This window comes from Sphaerisporangium fuscum (genome assembly GCF_018531465.1).
GTDB lineage: Bacteria > Actinomycetota > Actinomycetes > Streptosporangiales > Streptosporangiaceae > Sphaerisporangium > Sphaerisporangium fuscum.
The window spans coordinates 15,325-38,802 of the sequence record NZ_JAHDTF010000043.1 but is presented as its reverse complement, the minus strand read 5'-3'; the positions used below and the strand labels follow the sequence as shown (position 1 = coordinate 38,802).

19 protein-coding genes are annotated in these 23,478 nt (G+C 73.5%); 12 read left to right on the top strand and 7 right to left on the bottom strand.

Going from position 1 to position 23,478, the window contains the following annotated elements; genetic code table 11:
- Positions 1-19: 19 nt before the first annotated feature.
- From KIK05_RS40875 to KIK05_RS40865, 3 genes are all read right to left on the bottom strand, one after another.
- On the bottom strand, positions 20-3,016 hold the full coding sequence (locus KIK05_RS40875; protein WP_250564286.1) for a lantibiotic dehydratase: 2,997 nt from the start codon (positions 3,014-3,016) through the stop codon (positions 20-22).
- Between the two features lie 142 nt (positions 3,017-3,158).
- A complete protein-coding gene (locus KIK05_RS40870) occupies positions 3,159-3,335 on the bottom strand; it encodes a hypothetical protein (protein ID WP_214416272.1) in 177 nt (58 codons plus the stop codon).
- A 332-nt stretch (positions 3,336-3,667) separates the two neighbouring features.
- Positions 3,668-4,774, bottom strand: coding sequence for a DUF5925 domain-containing protein (locus tag KIK05_RS40865; RefSeq protein ID WP_250564275.1), 1,107 nt, complete (start codon positions 4,772-4,774; stop codon positions 3,668-3,670).
- Positions 4,775-5,031: 257 nt separating this feature from the next.
- On the opposite strand from KIK05_RS40865, the gene KIK05_RS49250 reads away from it, so the two are divergent.
- The 4 genes from KIK05_RS49250 to meaB all read left to right on the top strand — a co-directional run bounded on the left by KIK05_RS49250 (position 5,032) and on the right by meaB (position 10,894).
- Positions 5,032-5,811, top strand: coding sequence for a peptidoglycan recognition protein family protein (locus KIK05_RS49250; RefSeq protein WP_214416271.1), 780 nt, complete (start codon positions 5,032-5,034; stop codon positions 5,809-5,811).
- Positions 5,812-5,920: 109 nt separating this feature from the next.
- Positions 5,921-7,738: a methylmalonyl-CoA mutase family protein gene (locus KIK05_RS40855; protein WP_214416270.1), complete on the top strand. Its 1,818-nt coding sequence runs from the start codon at positions 5,921-5,923 to the stop codon at positions 7,736-7,738.
- Positions 7,735-9,924 (top strand): methylmalonyl-CoA mutase, encoded by a 2,190-nt coding sequence (gene scpA, locus KIK05_RS40850; protein ID WP_214416269.1) that lies wholly within the window; start codon positions 7,735-7,737, stop codon positions 9,922-9,924. The genes KIK05_RS40855 and scpA overlap by 4 nt, the downstream gene beginning before the upstream one ends.
- Positions 9,911-10,894, top strand: a complete 984-nt coding sequence (meaB, locus tag KIK05_RS40845) for a methylmalonyl Co-A mutase-associated GTPase MeaB (RefSeq protein ID WP_214416268.1) — start codon at positions 9,911-9,913, stop codon at positions 10,892-10,894. Before scpA ends, meaB begins: the two co-directional genes overlap by 14 nt.
- Positions 10,895-10,970: 76 nt before the next feature.
- On the opposite strand, the gene KIK05_RS40840 is transcribed toward meaB, so the two are convergent.
- Positions 10,971-12,551, bottom strand: a complete 1,581-nt coding sequence (locus KIK05_RS40840) for a PH domain-containing protein (protein WP_214416267.1) — start codon at positions 12,549-12,551, stop codon at positions 10,971-10,973.
- Positions 12,548-13,063, bottom strand: a complete 516-nt coding sequence (locus KIK05_RS40835) for a PH domain-containing protein (RefSeq protein WP_214416266.1) — start codon at positions 13,061-13,063, stop codon at positions 12,548-12,550. The genes KIK05_RS40840 and KIK05_RS40835 overlap by 4 nt, the downstream gene beginning before the upstream one ends.
- Positions 13,064-13,174: 111 nt before the next feature.
- Between KIK05_RS40835 and KIK05_RS40830 the strand changes: the two genes are divergently transcribed.
- From KIK05_RS40830 to KIK05_RS40805, 6 genes are all read left to right on the top strand, one after another.
- On the top strand, positions 13,175-13,771 hold the full coding sequence (locus KIK05_RS40830; protein WP_214416265.1) for a TetR/AcrR family transcriptional regulator: 597 nt from the start codon (positions 13,175-13,177) through the stop codon (positions 13,769-13,771).
- A gap of 286 nt (positions 13,772-14,057) precedes the next feature.
- Positions 14,058-16,100, top strand: a complete 2,043-nt coding sequence (locus tag KIK05_RS40825) for a CehA/McbA family metallohydrolase (RefSeq protein WP_308250331.1) — start codon at positions 14,058-14,060, stop codon at positions 16,098-16,100.
- Positions 16,101-16,283: 183 nt separating this feature from the next.
- On the top strand, positions 16,284-16,589 hold the full coding sequence (locus KIK05_RS40820) for a hypothetical protein (protein ID WP_214416264.1): 306 nt from the start codon (positions 16,284-16,286) through the stop codon (positions 16,587-16,589).
- Positions 16,590-16,623: 34 nt separating this feature from the next.
- Positions 16,624-16,986 carry a DUF2203 domain-containing protein gene (locus KIK05_RS40815; protein ID WP_214416263.1) on the top strand — a complete coding sequence of 121 codons (363 nt, stop codon included), beginning with the start codon at positions 16,624-16,626 and terminating at the stop codon, positions 16,984-16,986.
- Between the two features lie 135 nt (positions 16,987-17,121).
- The gene (locus KIK05_RS40810; protein ID WP_214416262.1) at positions 17,122-18,693 is read left to right on the top strand and encodes a bifunctional phosphatase PAP2/diacylglycerol kinase family protein; all 1,572 of its coding nucleotides are present in this window, start codon (positions 17,122-17,124) and stop codon (positions 18,691-18,693) included.
- Positions 18,694-18,744: 51 nt separating this feature from the next.
- A complete protein-coding gene (locus KIK05_RS40805; protein ID WP_214416261.1) occupies positions 18,745-19,707 on the top strand; it encodes a hypothetical protein in 963 nt (320 codons plus the stop codon).
- Positions 19,708-19,722: 15 nt separating this feature from the next.
- Here the strand turns inward: KIK05_RS40805 and KIK05_RS40800 are convergent, their stop codons facing one another.
- Entirely contained in the window at positions 19,723-19,986 is a 264-nt protein-coding gene (locus KIK05_RS40800; RefSeq protein WP_372455654.1) for a TFIIB-type zinc ribbon-containing protein, read from the bottom strand.
- Positions 19,987-20,021: 35 nt separating this feature from the next.
- Positions 20,022-20,969, bottom strand: a complete 948-nt coding sequence (locus KIK05_RS40795; protein WP_214416260.1) for a phosphotransferase family protein — start codon at positions 20,967-20,969, stop codon at positions 20,022-20,024.
- 37 nt (positions 20,970-21,006) lie between these two features.
- Between KIK05_RS40795 and KIK05_RS40790 the strand changes: the two genes are divergently transcribed.
- Together KIK05_RS40790 and KIK05_RS40785 are read left to right on the top strand one after the other, a co-directional pair.
- On the top strand, positions 21,007-21,912 hold the full coding sequence (locus KIK05_RS40790) for a TIGR03619 family F420-dependent LLM class oxidoreductase (RefSeq protein WP_214416259.1): 906 nt from the start codon (positions 21,007-21,009) through the stop codon (positions 21,910-21,912).
- Between the two features lie 78 nt (positions 21,913-21,990).
- Positions 21,991-23,436 (top strand): amidohydrolase, encoded by a 1,446-nt coding sequence (locus KIK05_RS40785; RefSeq protein ID WP_214416258.1) that lies wholly within the window; start codon positions 21,991-21,993, stop codon positions 23,434-23,436.
- Positions 23,437-23,478: the final 42 nt, after the last annotated feature.

The following is a 23,478-nucleotide window of genomic DNA, read 5'->3' as shown; positions in this document are numbered from 1 at the left end:
CCCTTGCCTGGTGCCGCGGTCAGCCGAGCCCGGCGCCGTGCCGGAGCCGTCCGGTGTGGGCGCGGGCGACGCCTCGGAGGATCGCCGCGGCGGCGGTCTCCTTGGCCCGGTCGACGCCGATCAGCCGGTTGTGCTGCATGTGCAGCAGCGCGAGCAGGATGTCGCGCGACGCTTCCCCCGGCTCTCCGTCCGGCAGGACGATCGCCCCGTAGGCGCGCGCCTCGGGCGAACCGGTCCACAGCCGGGCGAGCCCGGGGAGGGAGAGGCGTTCGGCGACGCGCTCCGCCGTCCGTCCGGGACGGATGAGATCGGTCGCGAGTGCGCGGTGCCGCTGGAAGGTCGCGTGCTCGGGCCCCTTGCGGAAGGTGCGCTCGACCCAGGCGCACCAGTCCCAGTCGCCCAGGGACTCCAGCAGGATCGCGTGGCCGGCCGCGGTGAGCACCTCGTCCGGGATCGCCGGGCCGCCGCGGGCGCGGGCCCGCAGCTGGGCGATCACCGACTGGCTGTCCAGGCAGAACAGCCGCTCGGCGTGCGGCAGCGCGGCGGGGCCGCCGTACCGGCCGGTCTCCGGCTCGTAGGTGTCCAGGGTCAGCGCGCGCATCGCCCCGGCCCGCTGCCAGGCCCTGCAGTGCCGGGCCAGCGCGGGCAGCACCGTCGCGCGCAGGGCCTCGGGGTCGCCGTGCAGGCGCAGCCGGATGTGCGGGTCCGGGTCGAGGTAGCGGATGAAGAACCACCGGTCGACCGAACCGTCGATCTCGCGCAGCAGCTGGGGAAGGTGGTCGCGCAGCAGCGGGTCCTGGGCCTCGGGCACCGCGTACAGCTTGGCGTAGAGCCATTCCTCGCCGGGCAGGTGCGCCTGGTACTCCTCACGGGGCCGCAGTCGTACCGACGGCCGCCGGGCGGCGGCGACGCCGTCCCGGCGGGTCATGGGCACGACCACCTCGGTGCTGTGGCCGCCCGCCCAGCCGAGCCCGCGCCCGCCGGCCGTCACGTCCTCCACCAGCAGGAGCCGTCCCTTGGTGAGCTCGTGCCGCAGCAGCCTCTGGTGCCAGTCGTCCCTCAGGTCGATGCCGTACACGCGGTCCTGCTGGACGATCTGCACCCGGTCGGGCACCTGGTAGCGGTCGCGCCACCGGGCGAGCGCGGAGGCCCACGCGGCGGGGTCGGCGGCGGCCTCGCGCACGCGCCGGTCCGGCTTCCAGCGCTGCGGAGCCGCCACCACCCTGCCGAAGGAGAGCCGGGGGAGGAAGGGCATGGAGGCCAGGCCGGCCCAGTCCCAGCCGGTCAGCGTCTTGGGCGCGCCGAGGGCCATGTCCACCAGCAGCCGCACGATGGCGGGCGCCTCGCGATCCAGGGCCAGCATGTGGGGGACCACCGGGATCACCTGCCGGCCGTCCCGTCCCCACACGAGCTGGAACCCCGTGGGGGTCGCGGTGGCCAGCAGCTCCCGCCAGTCCAGGACATGCGGGTCCTCCCGGTCGGCGAAGACGCCCACGGGGATCTCGTACGGCAGCAGCCGCGGCACCTGCACGAGGTTGGCGCCCCGGTCGCTGAGCGGCCGGAAGGAGACCTGGGCGGCCATGGCCTCCCCGGCGCCGCTCGCCATGATCCGGGACAGGTCGCCGCTCATGCCGGTCAGCGCGGCGAACCGGCCCGCCGTCGCCCCGGCCATCCACGAGCCGGCGTGCAGGGCGGACAGCAGGCGGAACTCGCCCCGGTTCAGGTCGGCGACGCTGTCGGCGAGGAGCTGGAAGCACAGCTCCAGCGTGCGGGGCGGGTCGGCGGGGGAGGCGCAGGAGAGCCGGTCGATGTCGGCCTCGGTCAGCACCAGCTCACGGCGCTCGCCGAGCAGGGCCTCCTGCACCAGTTCGGCGATCAGGGCGCGCCGCTCCCGGCCCTGCTCGGTCTCCGCGCCGGTGGGCGCGGGCGCGTGCGCGGAGGGCGGGGTCAGGTAGCTCGCGGGAAGGCCCAGCCCGCGGTGCGGGTCGACCAGCTCGGCGAGCGGCACCGCGTCGCCCACCCCGTACCGCTCCACGAAGCGGTCCCAGTACTCGCGCATGTGGCCGTGGGTGACCCACTCGGGGGAGATGGCCCACATGGCGTGCGCGTAGCGGCGCGCCTCGTCGGCCACCTGCCGGGGCAGCACGACGGTGGCGTCCATGGCCAGGTCGACGTGCACCGGAGGGTGGGGCGCGGTGCCGGCCGGGTCGAGGCGGCGCACCAGGCGGAGCCATTCGTCCTCGCCCTTGCCCGGTTCGGTGGCGCGGTAGGCGTCCAGCGCGGAACGGATGCCGCGCAGGTCGTCGACGGCGCCCGGCACCTCACCCAGCGCCGCTTCCAGACGGTCGAGCAGGTGGGCGTCGAACAGGTGAGGCGTGATCGAGGTGACCAGGAACCCGTGCCGGATCAGCTGCGCCAGCACGCCGTCGATCCTGTCCTCCGGGACGTCCGGGAAGCGCCCGGCGGCGTCCCGCAGCAGGCGGGGGTACGGGACGGGGGAGGCGGCGGTCTCGCGGATCCAGGCGACCACCGGCGTGTCACGGATCGAGATCTCGCCGTCGGCCTGCCGGATGAACAGGCGGCCGTCGCGCGGGAAGCACAGGTCGTTGACCATGACGTGCACGCGCCGACGTACGGCGGGCAGTTCGAGCCAGGCGCGGACGCGGCCGAGCAGCCAGTCGCCGTCGAGGCGGACCGACTTCTCGCCGGGCCCGCGCACCTCGGCCCGGGCCTCGGGTCCGAACCGGGCCGCGGCGACGCCGGCGAAAAGGCCGAAGGGGGTCGGCCGGCCGCCCATGCGCAGCCGGTACCGGGTCGCGGAAATCGCCGCCCGCAGCAGCTTTTTCTCGCTGTTCCCCGCAGTGCCGTCCGCGAATTTGTCGAGGAATCCCGACAGGCTTCCGCTCGCCACCCGGATCGCCTCGCGAAGCAGGGGATCGGCCTGTACCTGTCGAATCACAGAATGCGGATCGGCGGCACCGTCGTGCTTCACGCCATCCCGGGGAACGGTGCCCATCCGGACGAGGATCGCGTCGGCCGTCTCGAAAAGGTCGTCTCGCAAAAACCGGTTCCCTCGCGCTCGCCACCGAATTCATATGGTCGGGAAAAGGCGGAGGGCGCCGAGGAGCGGCGCCCTCCCTTGACCCGTCAGCGCTGGTTCAGCAGCAGGTCGGGCACATCGACTGGTGGTTGTAGGTCCGGTTCGGAGAGGTACGCGAACCGAGCATGTCGAAGCCGTTCACGTCGGCCATTTGCGCGTCGAAGGAGACCTGCAGGTCGAGGTCCAGGTTCTCGATGTCGGTCGTGGCGTCGTCCAGCAGGAAAGCGTTGCTCATTAAACCTCCCGAAATAGAGGGAATGCCATGGCATACGCGGGGCGCGCGGGGCACTCCCTGTTAAACCTCATCGGGATCTTACGTCGCGGATTCAGCCATAGGAAGCGGTCGCCCGATATTTCTAATCGCCATCACGACTTCACGGATAGTGAGGATGATTGCGTCCGTGCCCGCCTTGACGGGCGCGTTTACGTGTGCGGGCACAGCCAGGTTTACGTACCGTATTTGTGAGATTCCGGGACGTCGCCGAAGATCGTCCGGCGCCGTCACGTCCCGTGACGGCGGACGGGCGGTCCGCGGACGGCGAGGGAGCCGTCCGCGGACCGCGACCGTCAGAGGTAGAGGCCGGTCGTCTCGGCCGGCGCGGGCGGGACGACGTCGGTGCGCCCGGCGCGCAGGGCGAACAGCTCGGCCAGCGTCGCCCCCGCGGGGCCGAGGCCGTCCGGCGAGCCGAGCCACGCCGCCGCCTCCTCCCGCGACAGCCGGCCCGCCTCCACCTGGGCCAGGCAGCGGCCCGGACGGACGACGGCCGGGTGCAGCCGGGCGAGGTCCTCGTTGGTGGTCACCGCCACCAGGACGTCCCTGCCCTGGCCGAGCAGCCCGTCGGTCAGGTTGAGCAGCCGCGACAGCCCCTGGCCGGTGGCGTCCTTGGCCTCGGCGCGGATCAGCTCGTCGCAGTCCTCCAGGACCAGCAGCCGCCAGCGGCGCCGCTCCTCGCCTTCGTCGTAGCCGACCGCGACCTCCATCAGGTAACCGGGGCTGCCGAACAGCTTCTCGGGGTCGAGCACGCAGTCGACCTGGCACCACTCGGCCCACTCGCGGGCCAGGGCGCGCAGCGCCGTGGTCTTGCCGGTGCCCGGCGGGCCGTGCAGGAGGATCAGCCGCCCGTTGACCTCCGACGGCGTCATCGCCATCAGCCGTCCCAGCGACTCGCCCGCCCGCCGCGTGTAGTTGGCGCGGATCGCCTCCCAGCGGGGCGCGGTGATCGGGCGCTGGTTGCGGCGGGGGCCGTGGCCGCCCGTCCACCAGAAGCCCATCTCGACCTGGCCGTCCTCCTGCGGCCGTTCGACGGCGTCCTTGACCGCCTCCTCCAGCACCGAGCGCGCGAGCTCGTCGCTGACGGCGGTCACGGTGAGCGTCGCCGAGCGGTTGCGGTACCTGACCACCCGCAGGGTCCACCCGTCGCCGCAGGCCAGCCGCGACTCGCGGCCGTCCTCCTCCTTGGCCGAGCGGGTCAGCCGGGCCTTGGCCGGCATCAGCGGCGCGTCGGGACGCACCCTTTCCAGGTCGGCGGAACGGGCCCACGGCTGGTTCCCCAGGGCGAACGGGGACAGCGCGAGCGCGTCGATGACATCGATCGGTGAGTCGCCGTCGTCGAGCCACACCTTCATCGGGAGAGCCTCGGCGGCGGGGAAACGTACCTCCTCCACAACAGACATATATTCATGATTCAGTCCGGAGCGGGGTGCCGTCCAAGGGTTTTCCCCCGCTGACCGCGCAAATCAGGGTATAGAGCCGGTCTTCAGCTGTTGTTCAGGGAACGCACATCCGCAAACCGCCTGATGCGGGATGAATCCCCGGTTAGGGTTAGCCAAGCGGATTCGATCCGCTGCGATCCGCAATGGGCCGGTTTGGAGACCCGGTGCGGGGACAGTGGGTCGTCGTCCGGAATGTTCGTTCCCCCTTGGAGAAGTTCGTGGCCATCGACCTCGTGTCGCGCAAAGAGTGGGGCGCCCGTGCCCCGCGCGGCTCCTATTCGACGCTCACCTCCACGAAGGGCGTGAAGGTGCACTACACGGGCGGCCGGGTCGAGCCGGCGATCGTGAACGACCACACCAAGTGCGTCGCGATGGTGAAATCCATCCAGAACTACCACATGGATGGAAACGGCTGGCTGGACATCGGCTACTCGATGATCGCCTGCCCGCACCGCAAGGTCTTCGTCGGGCGCGGCCCCGGCCACCTGCCCGCCGCCAACGGCCCCGGCCTGAACTCCGGCCACTACGCCGTGCTCGGCCTGGTCGGCAACTCCGGCCTGGTCCAGCCGCCGGACGCCATGCTCCACGGCATCCTCGACGCCGTCGACTACCTGCGCGAGCACGGCGGAGCGGGCAAGGAGATCAAGGGCCACCGCGACGGGTACTCCACCGACTGCCCCGGCGACGCCCTGTACGCCTGGGTGAAGAAGGGCGCCCCGCGCCCCGGCGACCGGCAGCCGACGCCGCCCGGGCCGCCGTCCACCCACCCCCAGTGGCCCGGCCGGGCGCTGAAGTACCCGCCGATCATGCGCGGCGACGACGTGCGCACCTGGCAGGCGCAGATGGAGAAGCGCGGCTGGACCCTCGACGTCGACGGCGCCTACGGGCCGCAGTCCCGTGACGTCTGCGTCGGCTTCCAGCAGCAGGAGAACCTCAAGGACGACGGCGTCGTCGACAAGGCGACCTGGAACGCCTCCTTCGAGGCCCCCATCACCTGACCCGCGCTCCTCGCCGCCGAGCGCAGCGAGGCGATCAAGCACGGGCGCGCCGGGGCGTTCGGGGGCCCCGAAGTATTGTTCTGGTACGGCAGCGCCTACCATCCGGGACATGACCGTGCAGCCTGAGGAACTCCAGACCGCCGCCGACTTCCCGCCGGTCACGCGGGAAGACTGGCGGCGACTCGCCGTGGGCGTGCTGCGCAGGTCGGGCGCCGACGTCGACTCCCCCGAAGAGGCGCTGGCCTTCACCACCCACGACGGCGTGCCCGTCGCGCCGCTGTACGACGCCGCCGACCTGCCCGGCGATCCCGGCCTGCCCGGCTTCGCGCCCTACACCCGCGGCGCCCGCCCCGCCGGGTCCGTGCCGTCCGGCTGGGACGTCCGCCAGCGGCACGCCCACCCCGACCCCGAGGTGTTCCGCGAGGCCGTGCTCGCCGACCTGGAGAACGGCGTCACCTCCCTGTGGCTGGTCCTCGGCGACGGCGGGCTCGACCCCGCCGCCCTGCCCCGGGTGCTCGACGGCGTCTACCTCGACCTCGCCCCCGTCGTCCTCGACGCCGGGGCGCGCACCGCCGAGGCCGCCGACGCCTTCCTGCGGCTCGCCGAGGAGCGAGGCGTCGCGCCGGCGGGCGGCAACCTCGGCGCCGACCCGATCGGCCTGCGGGCGAGGACGGGCGTCGTGCTCCCGCCGTCCACGGTCGCCGGCCTGGCCCGGCGCGCCCTGGAGGTCCCCTCGCTGCGGGCGATCACCGTGGACGCCACGCCGTACCACGACGCGGGCGGCGGCGAGGCCGAGGAGCTCGGCTGCTCCCTGGCCACCGGGGTCGCCTACCTGCGGGCCCTCACCGACGCCGGCCTGCCGCTGGAGGACGCCTTCGGCCAGCTGGAGTTCCGCTACGCCGCCACGGCCGACCAGTTCCTCACGATCGCGAAGTTCCGCGCCGCGCGGCTGCTGTGGGCCCGCGTCGCCGAGGCCTGCGGTGCGCCTGGCAGCGGAGGCCAGACCCAGCACGCGGTCACCTCCTCGGCGATGATGACCGGCCGCGACCCCTGGGTGAACATGCTGCGCACCACGCTCGCCTGCTTCGGCGCGGGCGTCGGCGGCGCCGAGGCCGTCACCGTCCAGCCGTTCGACGCCCGGCTCGGCCTGCCCGACGCCTTCGCCCGGCGCATCGCCCGCAACACCCACAGCCTGCTGGTGGAGGAGGCCGGCGTCGCCAGGGTCGCCGATCCGGCGGGCGGCTCGTGGTACGTCGAGCGGCTCACCGCCGAACTCGCCGAGAAGGCCTGGGAGTGGTTCCAGGAGATCGAGCGCGCGGGCGGCGTCGAGGCGGCCCTCGACCGGCTGATCCCCCAGCGGCTCTCGGCCACCTGGTCGCGCCGGGCCCGCGCCGTCGCCCGCCGCAAGGATCCGATCACCGGGGTCAGCGAGTTCCCGCACCTCGACGAGCGCCGCCCCGCCCGCGAGCCCGCCCCCGAGCCACCCGGCGGCGGCCTGCCCCGCGTCCACTACGCCCAGGAGTTCGAGGCCCTGCGCGACCGCGCCGACCGCGCCGAGCCGCGCCCGGAGGTCTTCCTCGCGACGATCGGACCGGTGGCCGCGCACACCGCGCGGGCCTCGTTCGCCGCCAACCTCTTCCAGGCGGGCGGCATCGCCACCGTCACCAGCGGGCCCTCGACGGACCCGGCCGAGATCGCCGCCGCCTTCCGCCGCGGCGGCACCACCGTGGCCTGCCTGTGCTCCAGTGACAAGCTGTACGGCGAGCACGCCGCGGCCGTCGCGGCCGAGCTGCGCCGGGCCGGGGCGAGAAGGATCTGGCTGGCGGGGAAGGGGGACCATGATGGCGTGGACGCCAACCTCTACGCCGGATGCGACGCCCTCGAGGTGCTGCGCACGACCTTCGACGACCTGGGAGTGAGCGAATGATCCCCGACTTCTCAGGCATCCCGCTGCACCCGGGGGAGCGGCCGGAGGCCGGCGCCTCCCTTCCCGACTGGGCCCGCGCCGTGCAGGACCAGGTCGGCAAGAGCCCCGCCGACCTGGTGTGGGACACCCCCGAGGGCATCGCCGTCAAGCCGCTCTACACGGCCGCCGACCTCGACGGGCTCGACTTCCTGTCGACCTACCCCGGCATCGCGCCGTACCTGCGCGGCCCCTACCCCACGATGTACGCCACCCAGCCGTGGACGATCCGCCAGTACGCCGGATTCTCCACCGCCGAGCAGTCCAACGCCTTCTACCGGCGCAACCTCGCCGCCGGGCAGAAGGGCCTGTCGGTGGCCTTCGACCTGGCCACCCACCGGGGCTACGACTCCGACCACCCGCGGGTGGCGGGCGACGTCGGCATGGCGGGCGTCGCCATCGACTCGATCTACGACATGCGGCAGCTGTTCGACGGCATCCCCCTGGACCGCATGAGCGTGTCGATGACCATGAACGGCGCGGTGCTGCCGGTGCTCGCGCTGTACATCGTGGCCGCCGAGGAGCAGGGGGTGGCCCCGGAGCAGCTGGCCGGGACCATCCAGAACGACATCCTCAAAGAGTTCATGGTCCGCAACACCTACATCTACCCGCCCGGACCCTCGATGCGGATCATCTCCGACATCTTCGCCTACACCTCGCAGAAGATGCCGAAGTTCAACTCGATCTCCATCTCGGGCTACCACATCCAGGAGGCCGGGGCCACCTGCGACCTCGAGCTGGCCTACACGCTGGCCGACGGCGTCGAGTACCTGCGGGCGGGGGTCGGCGCGGGGCTGGACGTCGACGCGTTCGCGCCCCGGCTGTCGTTCTTCTGGTGCATCGGCATGAACTTCTTCATGGAGGTCGCCAAGCTCCGCGCCGCCCGGCTGCTGTGGGCCAAGCTCGTCAAGGGCTTCGGGGCCGAGAACCCCAAGTCGCTGTCGCTGCGCACCCACTGCCAGACCTCCGGCTGGTCGCTCACCGCGCAGGACGTCTTCAACAACGTCGTACGCACCTGCGTGGAGGCCATGGCGGCCACCCAGGGACACACCCAGTCGCTGCACACCAACGCCCTGGATGAGGCGCTCGCCCTGCCCACCGACTTCTCCGCGCGCATCGCCCGCAACACCCAGCTGCTGCTGCAGCAGGAGTCCGGCACCTGCCGGGTCATCGACCCGTGGGGCGGCAGCTCGTACGTCGAGCGGCTGACCTACGAGCTGGCGCGCCGCGCCTGGACGCACATCCAGGAGGTCGAGCGGGCCGGCGGCATGGCCAAGGCCATCGACGCGGGCCTGCCCAAGCTCCGCATCGAGGAGGCCGCGGCCCGCACCCAGGCCCGCATCGACTCCGGCAAGCAGCCGGTCATCGGGGTCAACAAGTACCGCACGGGATCCGACGAGGACATCGAGGTCCTCAAGGTCGACAACTCGGCCGTCCGCGCCCAGCAGATCGAGAAGCTGCGCCGGCTGCGCGAGGAACGCGACGAGCGGGCCTGCCGCGACGCCCTGGACGCCCTCACCCGCGGGGCCGCCGGGGACGGCAACCTGCTCGCCCTCGCCGTCGACGCCGCCCGCGCCAAGGCCACGGTGGGGGAGATCTCCGACGCCCTGGAGACGGTCTTCGGGCGGCACGCCGGCCAGATCCGTACGATCTCGGGGGTGTACCGCGACGAGGCGGGCGACGCCGCCAACATCGAGAAGGTCAGGGCCGCGTGCGCCGCGTTCGAGCACGAGGAGGGCCGCCGGCCCCGCATCCTCGTCGCCAAGATCGGCCAGGACGGCCACGACCGCGGCCAGAAGGTCATCGCCACCGCCTTCGCCGACCTGGGCTTCGACGTCGACGTGGGCCCGCTGTTCCAGACCCCGGCCGAGGTCGCCCGGCAGGCCATCGAGGCCGACGTGCACGTGGTCGGCGTCTCGTCGCTGGCGGCCGGTCACCTCGCGCTCGTCCCCGAGCTGCGCGAGCGCCTGGCCGAGCTGGGGCGGGACGACATCATGATCGTCGTGGGCGGGGTGATCCCGCCGGGCGACTTCCAGGCGCTGCGCGACGCGGGCGCGTCGGCGATCTTCCCGCCCGGCACGGTGGTCGCCGAGGCGGCCCTCGACCTGCTGCGCGACCTCTCCGCCCGGCTGGGCCATGCCACCGCTTGAGGACTACGTCCAGGGGGTGCGCGAAGGGTCCATCGCCTGGATCGCGCGGGCGATCACCCTGGTGGAGTCCAGCCGCGCCGACCACCGTGAGCTGGCGCAGCGGCTCCTGGTCGAGCTGACCCCGCTGTCGGGCAAGGCGCGCCGGGTCGGCGTCACGGGCGTGCCGGGGGTCGGCAAGTCGACGTTCATCGACGCGCTCGGCGTCCACCTGACGGGGGAGGGACACCGGGTCGCGGTCCTGGCCGTCGACCCGTCCTCGACCCGCACCGGGGGCAGCATCCTCGGCGACAAGACCCGCATGTCACGGCTGGCGGCCGACCCCAACGCCTACATCCGGCCCTCGCCCACCTCCGGCACCCTCGGCGGGGTCACCAAGGCCACCCGCGAGGCGATGGTGGTGGTCGAGGCCGCCGGGTTCGACGTCGTGCTGGTCGAGACCGTGGGCGTCGGGCAGTCCGAGACCGCCGTCGCCGAGATGGTCGACACCTTCCTGCTGCTCACCCTGGCCCGCACCGGCGACCAGCTCCAGGGCATCAAGAAGGGCGTGCTGGAGCTGGCCGACGTCATCGCGGTCAACAAGGCCGACGGCTCCCACGAGATGGACGCCCGCAAGGCCGCCCGCGAGCTCGCGGGCGCGCTCCGGCTGCTGCGCGCGGGCGGCGGCTCGTGGGACACCCCGGTGCTGACCTGCAGCGGCCTCACCGGTACGGGCCTTGCCGAGCTGTGGCGGCAGATCGCCCGCCACCAGGACCTCCTGGAGGCCTCCGGCGAACTCGCCGCCCGGCGCCGCCGCCAGCAGGTCCGCTGGATGTGGACCCTCGTCCAGGACCGCCTGCTGGCCCGGCTGAAGCAGGACCCCGAGGTGGCCGCCATCACCGCCCAGCTGGAACGCGACGTCCTCGAGGGCACCCTGACCCCCACCCTCGCCGCCGACCGCCTCCTGTCCACCTTCACCCACCACACCCCCTGACCCCTCCCGTAGTCATCGCGAGAACCCCGTCGCCGCGGGTCGGGTTTCTCCCCCGCGCCGACGCGGTGGGGGCCGCTCAGGCCCGTTCGAGGAACTCGGTGAGGATTCCGGGGGTGGCCGTCTCGGCGAGACGCGCCGATTCCCGCTCTGCCATGTCCGGTACGCGGTAGCCGTTCTCTCCGGCGGCGACGGCGGCCGTCAGCGTGACCAGGCCCGCGCGCCGGGCGAACGGCGAGCTGGAGAAGGTCCACGCCACGATGCCGTCCCGCCGCAACGCCACGGTGTCGCGGCTGAACGTGCCGGAGCGGGTCACCAGATACGGCCCGTCCAGGCCGTGGCCGAGGGCGCGGTAGGCGTCCCGGGCCAGCCAGAACGTCGTGAGCGTGCCCACCAGCAGGAAGACCCACGCGCAGTGCACCAGCACCGTCGTGAACAGGACGCCCGGCACGGCGAGGGCCGCGGTGACGGGCAGCACGACGAAAATCATCCCCCGCAGCACCCGCCGCCGGAACGCGGCCGCGGGATGCGCGGTGAGCCGCGGACGGTCCAACGGGGACAGACGCGGCGCGTCCAGGGGCGAGGCGGTGAGGCGCGGCTCCGGCGCCGATCCAGGCCCGGCGAGCACACGGGCCGCGGCGCGCAGGGCTTCGGCGCGCGGCGCCGGGGGGAGGAGAGCGCTGCGGCGGCGGTTCTCGTCCGCGTCGCCGAGCCCGCCGGCGACCGCCTTCAGCGTCGCGCCGCCGGCCGCGCGCAGCAGCAGCGGCTCGCGCAGAACCAGCCCGCGCAGCCGGGCGCGTTCGATGGACACCGACCGCGTCGTCAGCAGCCCCCGGCGTACCGCGAGCGTCCCGGAGTCGGTCCATTCCAGCCGGAACCGCCACCAGTTCTCCACGTACAGCACGACCGCGCCCACCGACCCGACGACCGCGATCAGCGCGACGGACACCGGGACGACCGTCCACGGCGACACCCCGCCCAGCGTGAGGAGAGCACGCCGGACCACGGGGATGCGCCACGGCTCGACGCCGAGGTCGTGCAGGATCCGGTACGCGGTGCCGATCACCACGAACACCCCGCCGAACACCCAGAACGTCAGCGGCGCGTACCGCGTCCAGCGCGGGTCGAGCACCGAGACGACCGGGTCCGCCGACGCCGCCACGCCGGCACGGGACAGCAGCTCGGCCCGCAGTCGTTCCGCGGCGGGCCGGGACAGCGCCTCCAGGGCCAGCTCGCCCGAGCCGGAGCCCGGGCCGCCCCCGGTGCCGGCCCGCAGCACGGCGAGCCCGAAGAGCCGGTGCACGGGGTTCGCGGTCAGGTCGACGCCGCGGATCCGGTTCAGCGGGACCGACCGGTACCTCCGCACGAAAAGCCCGGTCCGGACCTCGAAGGCGTCCTCCGTCACGCGGTACCGGGTGCGGGCGAGGCGCACCAGTCCCAGGGCGGTGACCACGGAGAACGCGACACCGATCGACGCGACGGTGATCCACTCGCCGGGCCCGAGCCGTCCGCCCGAGGCCGCGGCGGTCAGGGCGAGGGAGCCGAGCGGCGCGGCCAGCCAGGAGCAGTGGACGGCGATCGTCCGGGGATCGAGGCCGCGCCACGGTGCCGCGGCGGTCTCTTTCACGTTCGCGGACCGGTCCGCGAGGTACTCGCTCACGTGGCGTCCCCGGGCACCAACTGCGCGGCCTCGCCGATGCGCCGCGCGAGGTGCTCGGCGTCGGCGTCCGAGAGGCCCGCGATCTTCACGTCGCCGTGCGTCGAAGCGGTGGTCACGGTGACGGTGGCGAGCCCGTAGGAGCGCTGCAGCGGCCCGCGGACGGTGTCGACGGTCTGCACGCGTGAGAGCGGCACGATGCGTCGTTTCTGCCAGAACCACCCGCTGGCCGCGTACACCGCCAGCGTGCCGAGCTCCCATCCGTGCACCTTGTAGCGCCAGGACGGCATGACCAGCGCGTACGCCAGGGCCGGCGCCACCAGCAGCGCGAGCGGCGGGCCGAGCCAGACCAGCGCCCCGGGGAAGAACAGCAGCGCCGGTACGAACAGGGCGAGGCCGGTCAGCGTCGCCGGTGCCGTCACGGTCAGCAGGGCCTGGGCCGTCCACCAGCGCCGGGCCAGGGGGTCGGCCTTGTGGCGCGGAGGCCGCAGCCTCGGCGGCAGGTGCTCTGTCATGGGCATGTCCTCGTCCTCGCCGCGGTCCGGCGTCCGGTTAGACTTTCCAAGTCATCTGTATTAAATACGGCACGACTATAGCAATACAACTGACTTGTGAAAGGGTGACGGGTGCCCAAGAAGGTCGACCACGACGAGCGGAGGCAGCAGATCGCCGAGGCGCTGTGGCGCATCGCCAGCACGCGCGGCCTGGAGAGCGCGAGCCTGCGCGACGTGGCGGCGGAGGCGGGGATCTCGCTCGGACGGCTGCAGCACTACTTCACGACCAAGGACGAGATGCTCGTCTTCGCCCTCGACCACATCGGCAAGCTGTCCGAACGCCGTGTGATCGCGCGGATCAGGGCGCTGAGCGGCTCGCCCTCGCCCCGCGAGGTGGTGCGCGAGACGCTCGCCGAGATGCTGCCGCTGGACGACAAGAGCCGCTCGGGCATCCTCGTGCAGATCGCCTACTTCATCCGCGCCGTCCACGACGAGCGGCTGAGGGCCACCGCGAAGGAGGGCATTCCCGCGCTGCGGGCCTTCATCGCCGGCCGCCTGCGCGAGGCCGTCCAGAACGGGCAGATCGCCCCGCACCGCGACCCCGACGACGAGGCCATGCTGCTGATCGCCCTGGTCGACGGCCTGACCACCTACGTCCTACTGGAGGTCCACACCCCCGAGGAGGCCCTGCGCCTGCTCGACCGCCACCTGGACCAGCTGTTCTCGTGAGCCCCCGGCGCTCCCGCCCGCCTCAGTTGCGGTCGCAGCAACCGCAGCAGTCGCGGATCCTGCCCGCGGCCAGCACGAGCGACGCCGCGGCCGACAGCTGATCTCGCCGTTTTGGACCGATCTACAGGGTGATCGGGGGAATCGTACTGACAAACCGCAGGAATTACTCGCCTGTGCAGACAGGTCATCCGGAGTGGAAGAAAAGTCCTCCGACGCGCTCGCCCCCGGAAATCGACGGCTTGCGTGGATGTGACCATGGCGGCACATTCCGTCACAGGAGGTCCACGTGCACGACGACCGGATGCTTCCGCAGGCCGTGGCAGAGGCGCTCGAGGGGTACCGCAGAGCGCTGGCCGAGCACGGCATGAGCTGGGGCGAGCCCGCGACCCCGTACGTCAGGTCGATGAGCCTGTCGCGGTTCCTGGACGAGGAGACGTTCTCCGGCGCGGCCTTCGCCCGCGCCCGCGCGGAACTGCCGGACGGCGACCAGGCCGACCTCGAGACCCGGGTCCTGGAGCTCGACTTCGACGAGGTGCTGCGCGACGCGCTCGCCGGTCGCGGCGGGGAGCCGCCCGAGGGGCTCGCCGTGCTGCGGCTGACGGAGGCCGGGCACCGGCTGGACGGCGCTGCGCGCACCGTGCTGGACGAACGCCCGGTGCCGCTGTCCCTCCTGGTCGACAACGCCCGCCCCTCGGCCGCCGAGGTGCGCGCCGGCGACCGGACGTACCGGCTCGCCCCGGGAGGCGCCCGCCTGATCGACCTGGACACCGCCACCGAGGTCACCGTGCCCACCCTCCGAGGGGACCTCGCCCGGGTCGAACTGTCCGGGCTCACCCGGCCCGCCCCGGCGGCGCGGCTGCGGCTGCGCGCCGGGTTCCCGTGCCGGTGGAGCGTGTGGAGCGGTGACGGCCAGGGCTGGTACCCCGAGGGCGCGCCGCCGAGGCGCGACCACCACGGCGTGCCGTACTTCCACGGCGACGACGTCGTGCTCGACGTGCCCGCCGAGCCGCTGACCGTGCGAGTGACGCGCGGCATGGAATACGACTTCGCCGAACGCGCGGTCACCCCCGCCCCCTCCGACGTGACCCTGGTCCGGCTCACTCCCGACCGGCTGTACGACGCGGCGGCCGAGGGCTGGTACGGCGGGGACCTGCACGTCCACCTCAACTTCGTCGGGGACGTGGTGGCGACCCCCGGCATGGCCGCCGCCGCGCAGCACGGCGAGGACCTGCACGTGCTCAACCTGCTCGCCGCCAACGTCGCCGGGACGCGCGTGCTGGACCGCGAGGCGCTGGAGCACTGGGCGGGGCGCGACCTGCCGTGGTCGGACGCCACGCACGTCGCCCGCATGGGCGTCGAGTACCGCAACGACCTGCTCGGGCACCTCCACGCGTTCGGCCTCACCGCCGCGCCGGGCCGGTACCACAGCGGGTTCGGCGGCGCCCCTGACTGGCCGCCGAGCGGCAGGGTGTGCGAGGAGCTGAAGGCGCTGGGCGCCCTCGTCGGCTACGCGCACACCTTCAAGTCGCCCATCGAGGACCCCGGCGACATCTTCGGCACCGGCCGGCCCCAGTGCTCGGCCCGCGCCGCCGTCGTGGACGCCGCGCTCGGCCTGGTCGACGGCATGGAGATCCTGCACTACGCCTCCGCCGCCGGGTCGGCCGCCGTCTACCGCCGGCTGCTCGGCGCGGGCAACCGGCTCGCCGCCGTCGCCGGCACCGACTCGATGCTGTCGTTCACCCGCCAGCGGATGGAGATGGTCGCCGGCCCGCCGGGCTGGGAGCGCACCTACGCGAAGGTCACCGGCCCCCTCACCGCCGCCTCCTACGCCGAGGCGGTCCGCCGCGGGCGCACCTTCGCCACCACGGGCCCGTTCGTCGAGCTGCTGGTGAACGGCCACGAGCCGGGGGACACCGTCGACCTCGCGCCGGGGGACCGCGTGAGCGTGACGGCCAGGGTGATCGGCCCGGAGGTCGAGCGGCTCGCCATCCACACCGCGGACGGCCTGCTCGCCGAGGGGCCGCCGGGGGAGATCTGCGCCGAGTTCACCGCCGGCGCGCCGACGTACGTGGTCGCGATCGCCGACGGGGGACCGCACCCCCGCTCGCTCTACAGCCACGTCTTCGCCCACACCAGCCCGGTGTACGTCGACGTGCGCGGCCGGCGGGTGGCCCGGGAGGAGGACCTGCGCTGGTGCCTGTCGTGGCTGGAGCTGCTGGAGCAGCTGATCCGCGCGCGGGCGCGCCTGGACACCAAGGAACAGCTCGAGGACCACCTCGACCTCATCGACGAGGCCAGGCGCGTCTACGTGACCCGCCTGCCGCGCTGAGACCCGCTCGGAGGCGGCGGCTTGGGGCCGCCTGCGGTGATGCGCCCGCAACGTGGCGACTTATTCGCCTGGGCACAGAGGCTCACCCCGGGGAGAAGAAATCTCTCCCACGCCGCGCCTTCCCGCCCCCGGATCGACGCTTTGGTGTCACCATAGCGACACACTCTGTTACGGGAGGTGGGCATGAGCGGTGATCCGATGCCGTCGAACGCCGTGGCCGGAGCACTCGGTGAGCACAGGCAGCCGTCCGCCGGCCACCGCTTCGCGGCCGCCGACCACCCGCGCCTCTACACCCGGGTGATCCAGCTGTGCCGCCTGGTCGGCGAGGAGCGCTTCTTCAGCGCCGCGTTCAGCCCGGTGCGGCCCGAGCACGAATGCGGCGCCCCCGGCGCCGGCGGCGGTGAGACGTGGGTAGTGGAGCTCGACTTCGAAGAGGTCCTGAACACCGCCCTCAGCGCCGACGTCCCTGGCCCCGCCGAACCCCGGTGAACAGGGGCCCGCGCGGGCCGATACCGTTCTGAGGGTGGACAAGATCTTCACGGTCGACCAGGCGCGGAGCCTGATGCCGCAGGTGCGTGAGCACGTCGACGAACTGGTCGCGATCCGCGCCGACCTCGCCGAGCTCGCCCACGACCTCAACACGGCCGGCTTCTCCGCGCTCGGCGGCATCCCCGAGGCCAAGGCGTTCGAGGCGCGCATCGCCGAGATCCTGAGCTGGTTCGAGGATCAGGGTATCGAGGTCAAGGGCATCGCGCCGGTGCTGGTCGACTTCCCCGCCGAGCTCGGCGGCGTGTCGGTGCGGCTGTGCTGGATCGAGGGCGAGGCCGGCCTCGCCTGGTACCACCGGAGCGAGCTCGGCTTCCCCGGCAGGCGCCGCCTCCCGTGACGGCGCCGCTCCCGCCGGCCCGCACCGCCCGCCGTGAGCCGCACCGTCTCCGACCCGCCCCTGACGTGCGCCGACGTTCGAGACCGATCGGCGTCCGGGGGACTGACCGGGCCCTCGCTGGGCAGTAACGACGGCATGCGGAAGGTCACGAGCAACGACACGGGGCTGATGGGACGGCTCGACGCCACCGGGGTGGCCGGGCGGCTCGGGATGCCGGTCGCCGCGGGGACGGGCGGCCCGTTCGACATCGCCGGGCTGAAGAAGCGGCTGGGCGCGCTCGACCGGCGGCTGTTCAGGTCGGTCGCCGACGCCCACCTGCCCGGCCTGCACCACGTGCTGCCGCGCCTGTCGCGGGCGGCCGACAACTCCCTGCTCTGGGCCGGCGTCGCCGGGGCCCTCGCGCTCAGCGGGCGCCGGCAGATGCGCCGGGCCGCCACGCGGGGCCTGCTGGCGATCAGCTTCGCGAGCCCGGTGGTCAACCTGCTCGGCAAACAGGCGTTCGCGCGGGCGCGGCCCTCCATCGTGGACTTCCCGCTCAAACGCCTCGGCAGGGTGCCGAGCTCCCACTCGTTCCCGTCCGGGCACTCCGCCTCGGCGGCCGCGTTCGCGACGGCGGTGGCGATGGAGGCGCCGGCGAAGATCGCCGTGCCGGTCGCCGTGACGGCCGCGGCCGTCTGCTTCTCGCGTGTCTACACCGGCGTCCACTATCCCGGCGACGTGCTCGCGGGGATGGCGATCGGCGCGACCGCCGCGCTCGTCACCAAGCGGCTGTGGCCGGGGCAGACCGTGCTGGGGGACGCCCGTGTCGCCGTCACCGCCCCCCTGCACGACCTCGACCCCGGCGGTGCCGGAGTCGTCGTCGTGGTCAACAACGGGGCCGGGCGCGACCCCAGCACCGCCGAGGCCGTCCGGCGGGCCCTGCCCGAGGCCGAGGTCGTCGAGGCGGAGCCCGGCGACGAGCTGATGAAGGTCCTCCAGGACGCCGCGGCACGGGCCCGGGTGCTCGCCGTGGCGGGCGGCGACGGCACGATGAACTGCGGGGCGCAGGCCGCCATGGAGCGCGGCATCCCGCTGCTGCCCATCCCGGCGGGCACGTTCGACCACTTCGCCCGCACGCTCGGCCTGGAGACGATCGAGGAGGCGGTCGCCGCCTACCGGGCCGGGCACGTCGTTGCGGTCGACGTCGGCGAGGTGGCCGGCCGGGTGTTCCTCAACACCGCGAGCCTCGGCATCTACCCGCTGGTCGTCGACCGGCGGGAGGACTGGGAAGGAAAGATCGGCAAGTGGCCGGCGTTGATGCTGGCCATGGCCGACGTGCTCATGCACGACCGCCGCCCCGAGGAGCTGGTCGTCGACGGGGTGCGGCGCAAGGTGTGGCTGCTGTTCGCGGGCAACTGCGCCTACCAGTCGCATGGCGTCGCCCCGACCCGCCGCGACAGGCTGGAGGACGGGGTGCTCGACATCCGGCTCCTGGCGGCGACCTCACGGCTGCCCCGCCTGCGCGCCATGGCCAGCACCTTCCTCGGCGGGTTCGGCCTGTCGCGCCACTACCTGCAGTGGCGCGCCGACCACCTGAGCGTCACCTCCGCCGGCGTCCCCGAGGCGGGCCTGCGCCTGGCGCGCGACGGGGAGACCTTCACCGCCCCGGCCGAGGTCGTCCTCACCAAGCGCCCCCGCTCCCTGCTGGTCTTCCGTCCCGTCGACTGAGCGTCCCTCCGGCGCCTTGACAGCACCGCGGTGCTCGCCGATCATCGGCGGATGCGTTCCCCCCGGTTGCTCGCCCCTGGACTCGTCCTCATGTCGGCCCTCGCCGCGTGCAGCCCGGGTGAGAAGCCCGTACCGCCCTCGCCGAGCGCTTCGGCGGACGCCGCGGCGACGCCGGCTCCCGGCGCGTCGTCCAGCGTCCCGCCCGGAACCTCGCCCGAGGAGTACCGCTCCACGCTCACGACGGCGCTCGGGCCGGTCGGCTCGTCCCTCGACGCCGTGGCCGGGTCGCGTTCGCTGAAGTCGCTCGGAAAGCGGCTGGAACAGGCCGAGAGCGCCGTCGGCGACGCCGCCGAGCGACTGGGAGGGCTCACCCCGCCGCCGGAGATCGGCGCCGAACACTCCGACTACGTCGCCGCGCTTCGCGGGCTGGGGAACGACCTCGGCGACGCGCGCGAGTCGGTGGACGGCCGGCGTCTGTGCACGGCGTCGGCGGTCCTGGCCGAACTCGGCAAGGCGGACGGGCTGGGCGCGGTGAAGTCGGCGGGCGGCCACCTGGCCGCCAAGGGCGACTACCCCGCCGACGTCGTGAAGCTGAAGGCGCCCAAGGCGCTCGACCGCCGTCTGGCCAACGGCGCCTTCATCCGTTCCGGAAGCCGCTCCGGGCGCGGGCAGCTGACCGTCGACAACGGCGGGGGGCAGGACGCGGTCCTCACACTGGTGCGCGGCACGAAGAAGGTGACGAGCTTCTACGTCCGCAAGGGCCGCAAGGCGACCGTCAACGGTGTGCCGGACGGCACCTACAAGATCTTCTTCACGGGAGGCGCCGACTGGGACGACAGGGCACGGGCCTTTACCCGTGACTGCTCCTTCAAGCGCTTCGAGGATTCGCTGAGGTTCCGGACGATCCGTACCGCGACCCTCATCAGGTGGAGCACCTGGAAGCTCACCCTGCAGCCCGTCGTCGGTGGCAACGCCCGCACCAGTGAGGTGGACCCGGACGACTTCCCCGGCTGACGGGCTGCGGCGGGGTCAGCTGGAGAAGAGCATGCCCAGGAAACCGCGGTCGTGGTGACCGTGGTGGTGGCCGTGGTGGTGGCTGCCCCAGGCGGGGCCGTGCGGCGCGGGCGGGGGCGCGTAGTGCTGCTGGGCGTACTGGCTCTCGATGCGCGACAGCGTCTCGAGCTCGCCGTAGTCCAGGAAGATGCCACGGCAGTTCTCGCACTGCTCAATGTGGACGCCGCTGCGGTCGTAGGTCCGCATGGTTCCGTGGCACTTCGGGCAATGCATGGACATCGAGTGCTTCTCCTTGTAGGTGGTCTGAGGCGACCCTACTGCGCGGCGGGGGTGCGGGCGATCCTCCCGCAGGAGGAGACGAGGGAGCGCTCCACTTCGCCGAGTGGGACGCCCGCCGCGCCCGCCGCCGCCACGGCCGTGGCCGCCAACTGGACCGTCAACGCCCGGGCCGGCACGTCGAGTTCCCGCCACGGATCCGCCTGCGACACCGCGCTTCCGCCCGCCCGGGTGTAGGCGGCCAGGAACCGCTGCCACACCTCCGGGGCGAGGAACCCCGTGGCGTACCAGGCGGCGGGTCGTGCCAGGTCCCAGGCGGGGCTCCCGGCGCCGAGGTCGTCGACGTCGATCAGCAGCCACTCGCCCTCGTACCGCACGATCTGCCCCAGGTGCCAGTCACCGTGCGCGAGCCGCGTGCCCGGGACCGTGGCGGCGGCCCCGGGAGGCAGGGAGCGGAAGGCCTCCCGGATGGCGCGCGCGCCGGCGGCGTACGCGCTGTCGAGGCCGTCCAGGGACGCGACGGCCCGCAGGAGCCTCGCCGGTCCGCCCGCGGGAGGCAGGGACGGGAGGCCGGCGGCCTGCACCGCGTGCAGCCGGGCGAGGAGTTCGGCGGCCGGCTCCCAGGGGGCGGCGTCCGGGTCGGAGGGGTCCACCGGCTCGCCGGTCGGCCACAGCGTCACCGGACGGCCCTCGACGCGCCGCACCCGGTCGTCCAGAGGCGGCAGGAAGAGCCCGGGAAGCGCGCGTGCGGCGCGCACGCGCGCGGTCAGGGCCGCCTCGTCGGTGTCCGCCGGGTGCGCCTTCACCACGACGTCGCCCACCCGCACGACCGTCACCCGCGTGTCCTTCAGGACGGCGAAGGGACCGTCGCCGGCGATCCCGGCCAGCTTTGCGGCGATGTCCGGCGGGGGCGGGGGTGAGCCGGAGGCGCCGTCTCGCCCGGGCCGATCGCCGTGCGCCACGTCCGCTCCGTCCTGAACGGTCATCCGCCCAATCTACGTTCATGGTCGTAGGGTGGAGACCATGAAGATCGGCTTCGGAGTGCCCGTCTCCGGCTCGTGGGCGAGGCCCGCGAACATGCTCCGCGTCGCCCGGCGCGCCGAGGAGCTCGGCTACGAGTCGCTGTGGACGTTCCAGCGGCTGCTCTACCCGGTGGGCCACGAGATGGGCCCGACCTACCGCGACGTGCAGGATCCCATCGTCACCCTGGCGTACCTCGCGGGCGTGACCAGCCGCGTCCGGTTGTCGGTCGCCGTGCTGAACATGCCGTACTACTCCCCGGCGCTGCTCGCCAAGCAGCTCGCCACCTTGCAGGAGGTCGCGGGCGGGCGCCTGGACGTCGGCCTCGGCCTCGGCTGGCTCCGGGAGGAGTTCGTCGCCTCCGGCGTGCCGATGGAGGGCCGCGGGCGGCGCGCGGTCGAATACCTGCAGGTCCTGCGGCAGCTGTGGCAGGAGGAGATGATTTCGCACAAGGGGGAGTTCTACGAGGTGCCGCCGTCGCACCAGGACCCCAAGCCGCACCCCGCGCCGGCGGTGCTGCTCGGCGGGGCGGCCGAGGTGGCGCTGCGGCGCGCCGGGCAGCTCGCCGACGGCTGGATCAGCTCCAGCCGCACCGACCTCGCCACGATCAGTGAACAGATCTACATCGTAAAGGATGCGGCCCGGGAGGCCGGGCGCGATCCCGAGGCGCTGCGGTTCGTCTGCCGGGGCGTCACCAAGGTACGCGAGGCCGGACTGCCCGGCCGCGTGCCGCTGACCGGCTCGCTGGAGGAGATCCGCGCCGACGCCGAGGCGCTCGCCGGCGCCGGGGTGACCGAGCTGTTCCACGACCTGAACTTCGACCCCGAGATCGGCGCCCCGGACGCCGACCCGGCCGTCTCGATGCGCCGCGCCGAGGAGGCCCTGGAGGCCCTGGCCCCGGGGTCGTAGAGGGCCCCGTACGTTCCGGGCGGGGACCGGTCCGGTCCGGACGATGAGTCTCCGGCTGTGGCGCGTACCGTCGGTCGCATGTCTTCTCTGCTGTTGCGTAACGCGCGTCTGGGCCCTGCGGGGCCGCTGCGGGATGTCCTGATCGTCAGGGGCCGGGTCGAGGAGGTCAGCGCCGAGCCGATGCCCGGCCCCGCCTCGGGCGAGGCGGTCGACGTCCAGGGGGCGACACTGCTGCCCGGCCTGTGGGACGCGCACGTGCACTCGGTCCAGTGGGCGCAGACGCGCCGCCGCGTGGACCTCGGCTCCGCCGCGTCCGCGCGGGAGGCCGTCGAGCTCGTGCTCCCGCACGCCGGGTTCACGGTCGGGTACGGCTTCCGGGACGCGCTGTGGCCGGACAAGCCGCACAAGTCGCTGTTGCAGGCGGCGGCGCCGGACCGGGAGATCGTGCTGGTCGGCAACGATCTGCACACCGCCTGGTTCAGTCCCGCCGCCCTGGCGGCCGTCGGCATGGCCGACCATCCGACCGGCGTGCTGCGTGAGCATGAGTGTTACACCGCCATGGCCGCGCTGCCCCCGCCGCCGCAGGACGAGCTGGACGGGTGGGTGGCCGAGGCGATGACGGCCGCGGCGGCCCGCGGCGTGGTCGGCGTGCTGGACTTCGAGTTCGCCGACAACGTCGACGACTGGAGCCGCCGCGTGCGGGAGCGGCGGGTCGACGTGCGGGTCCGCTGCTCGATCCCCCGTCACGGATTGAAGGAGGCCATCGCGCGCGGATGGCGCACGGGCCAGGAAGTGGCCGGATCGGGCGGCCTGCTGGAGGTCGGCCCGGTCAAGCTGTTCGTGGACGGCTCCCTCAACACCCGCACGGCCTACTGCGACGACCCCTACCCCGGCACCGAGGACCGCGGCCTGCTGGAGACGCCGCAGGCGGAGCTGTACGACGTCATGTCGCAGGCGGCGGCGCACGGCATCCAGCCCGCCGTGCACGCGATCGGCGACGCGGCCGTGAGCCTGGCCCTGGAGGCCTTCGAGCGGATCGGCTGCCCCGGCAGGATCGAGCACGCCCAGCTGGTCCGGCCGGAGGACTTCGCGAGGTTCGCCAGACCCGGACTGGTCGCGGGGGTCCAGCCCGCCCACGCTCCCGACGACCGCGAGGTGGCCGACCGGCTCTGGCGCGACAGGACCGGCCGGTCGTACGCCTACGCCGCGCTGCTGGCGGCGGGGGCGACCCTGGAGCTCGGCTCGGACGCGCCGGTCGCGCCGCTCGACCCGTGGGACGGCATCGCCTCGGCCGTGGGCCGGACCGACGACGAGCGGCCGCCGTGGCACCCCGAGCAGGCCATCCCCGTCTCGACGGCGCTCGCCGCGGCGAGCCGGGGACGTACGACGGTCACGGCCGGCGACCCCGCCGACCTGGTGGTCGTCGCCTCCGACCCGGCGCAGGCGAGCCCCGGGGAACTGCGCCGCATGGAGGTCCTGGGCACGCTCCTGGCCGGCCGCTGGACCCACCGCGCGTCGATTTGACCCTCACCCGGCCGGCTCGGCGGTGTTCCGGGCCGGCCAGCG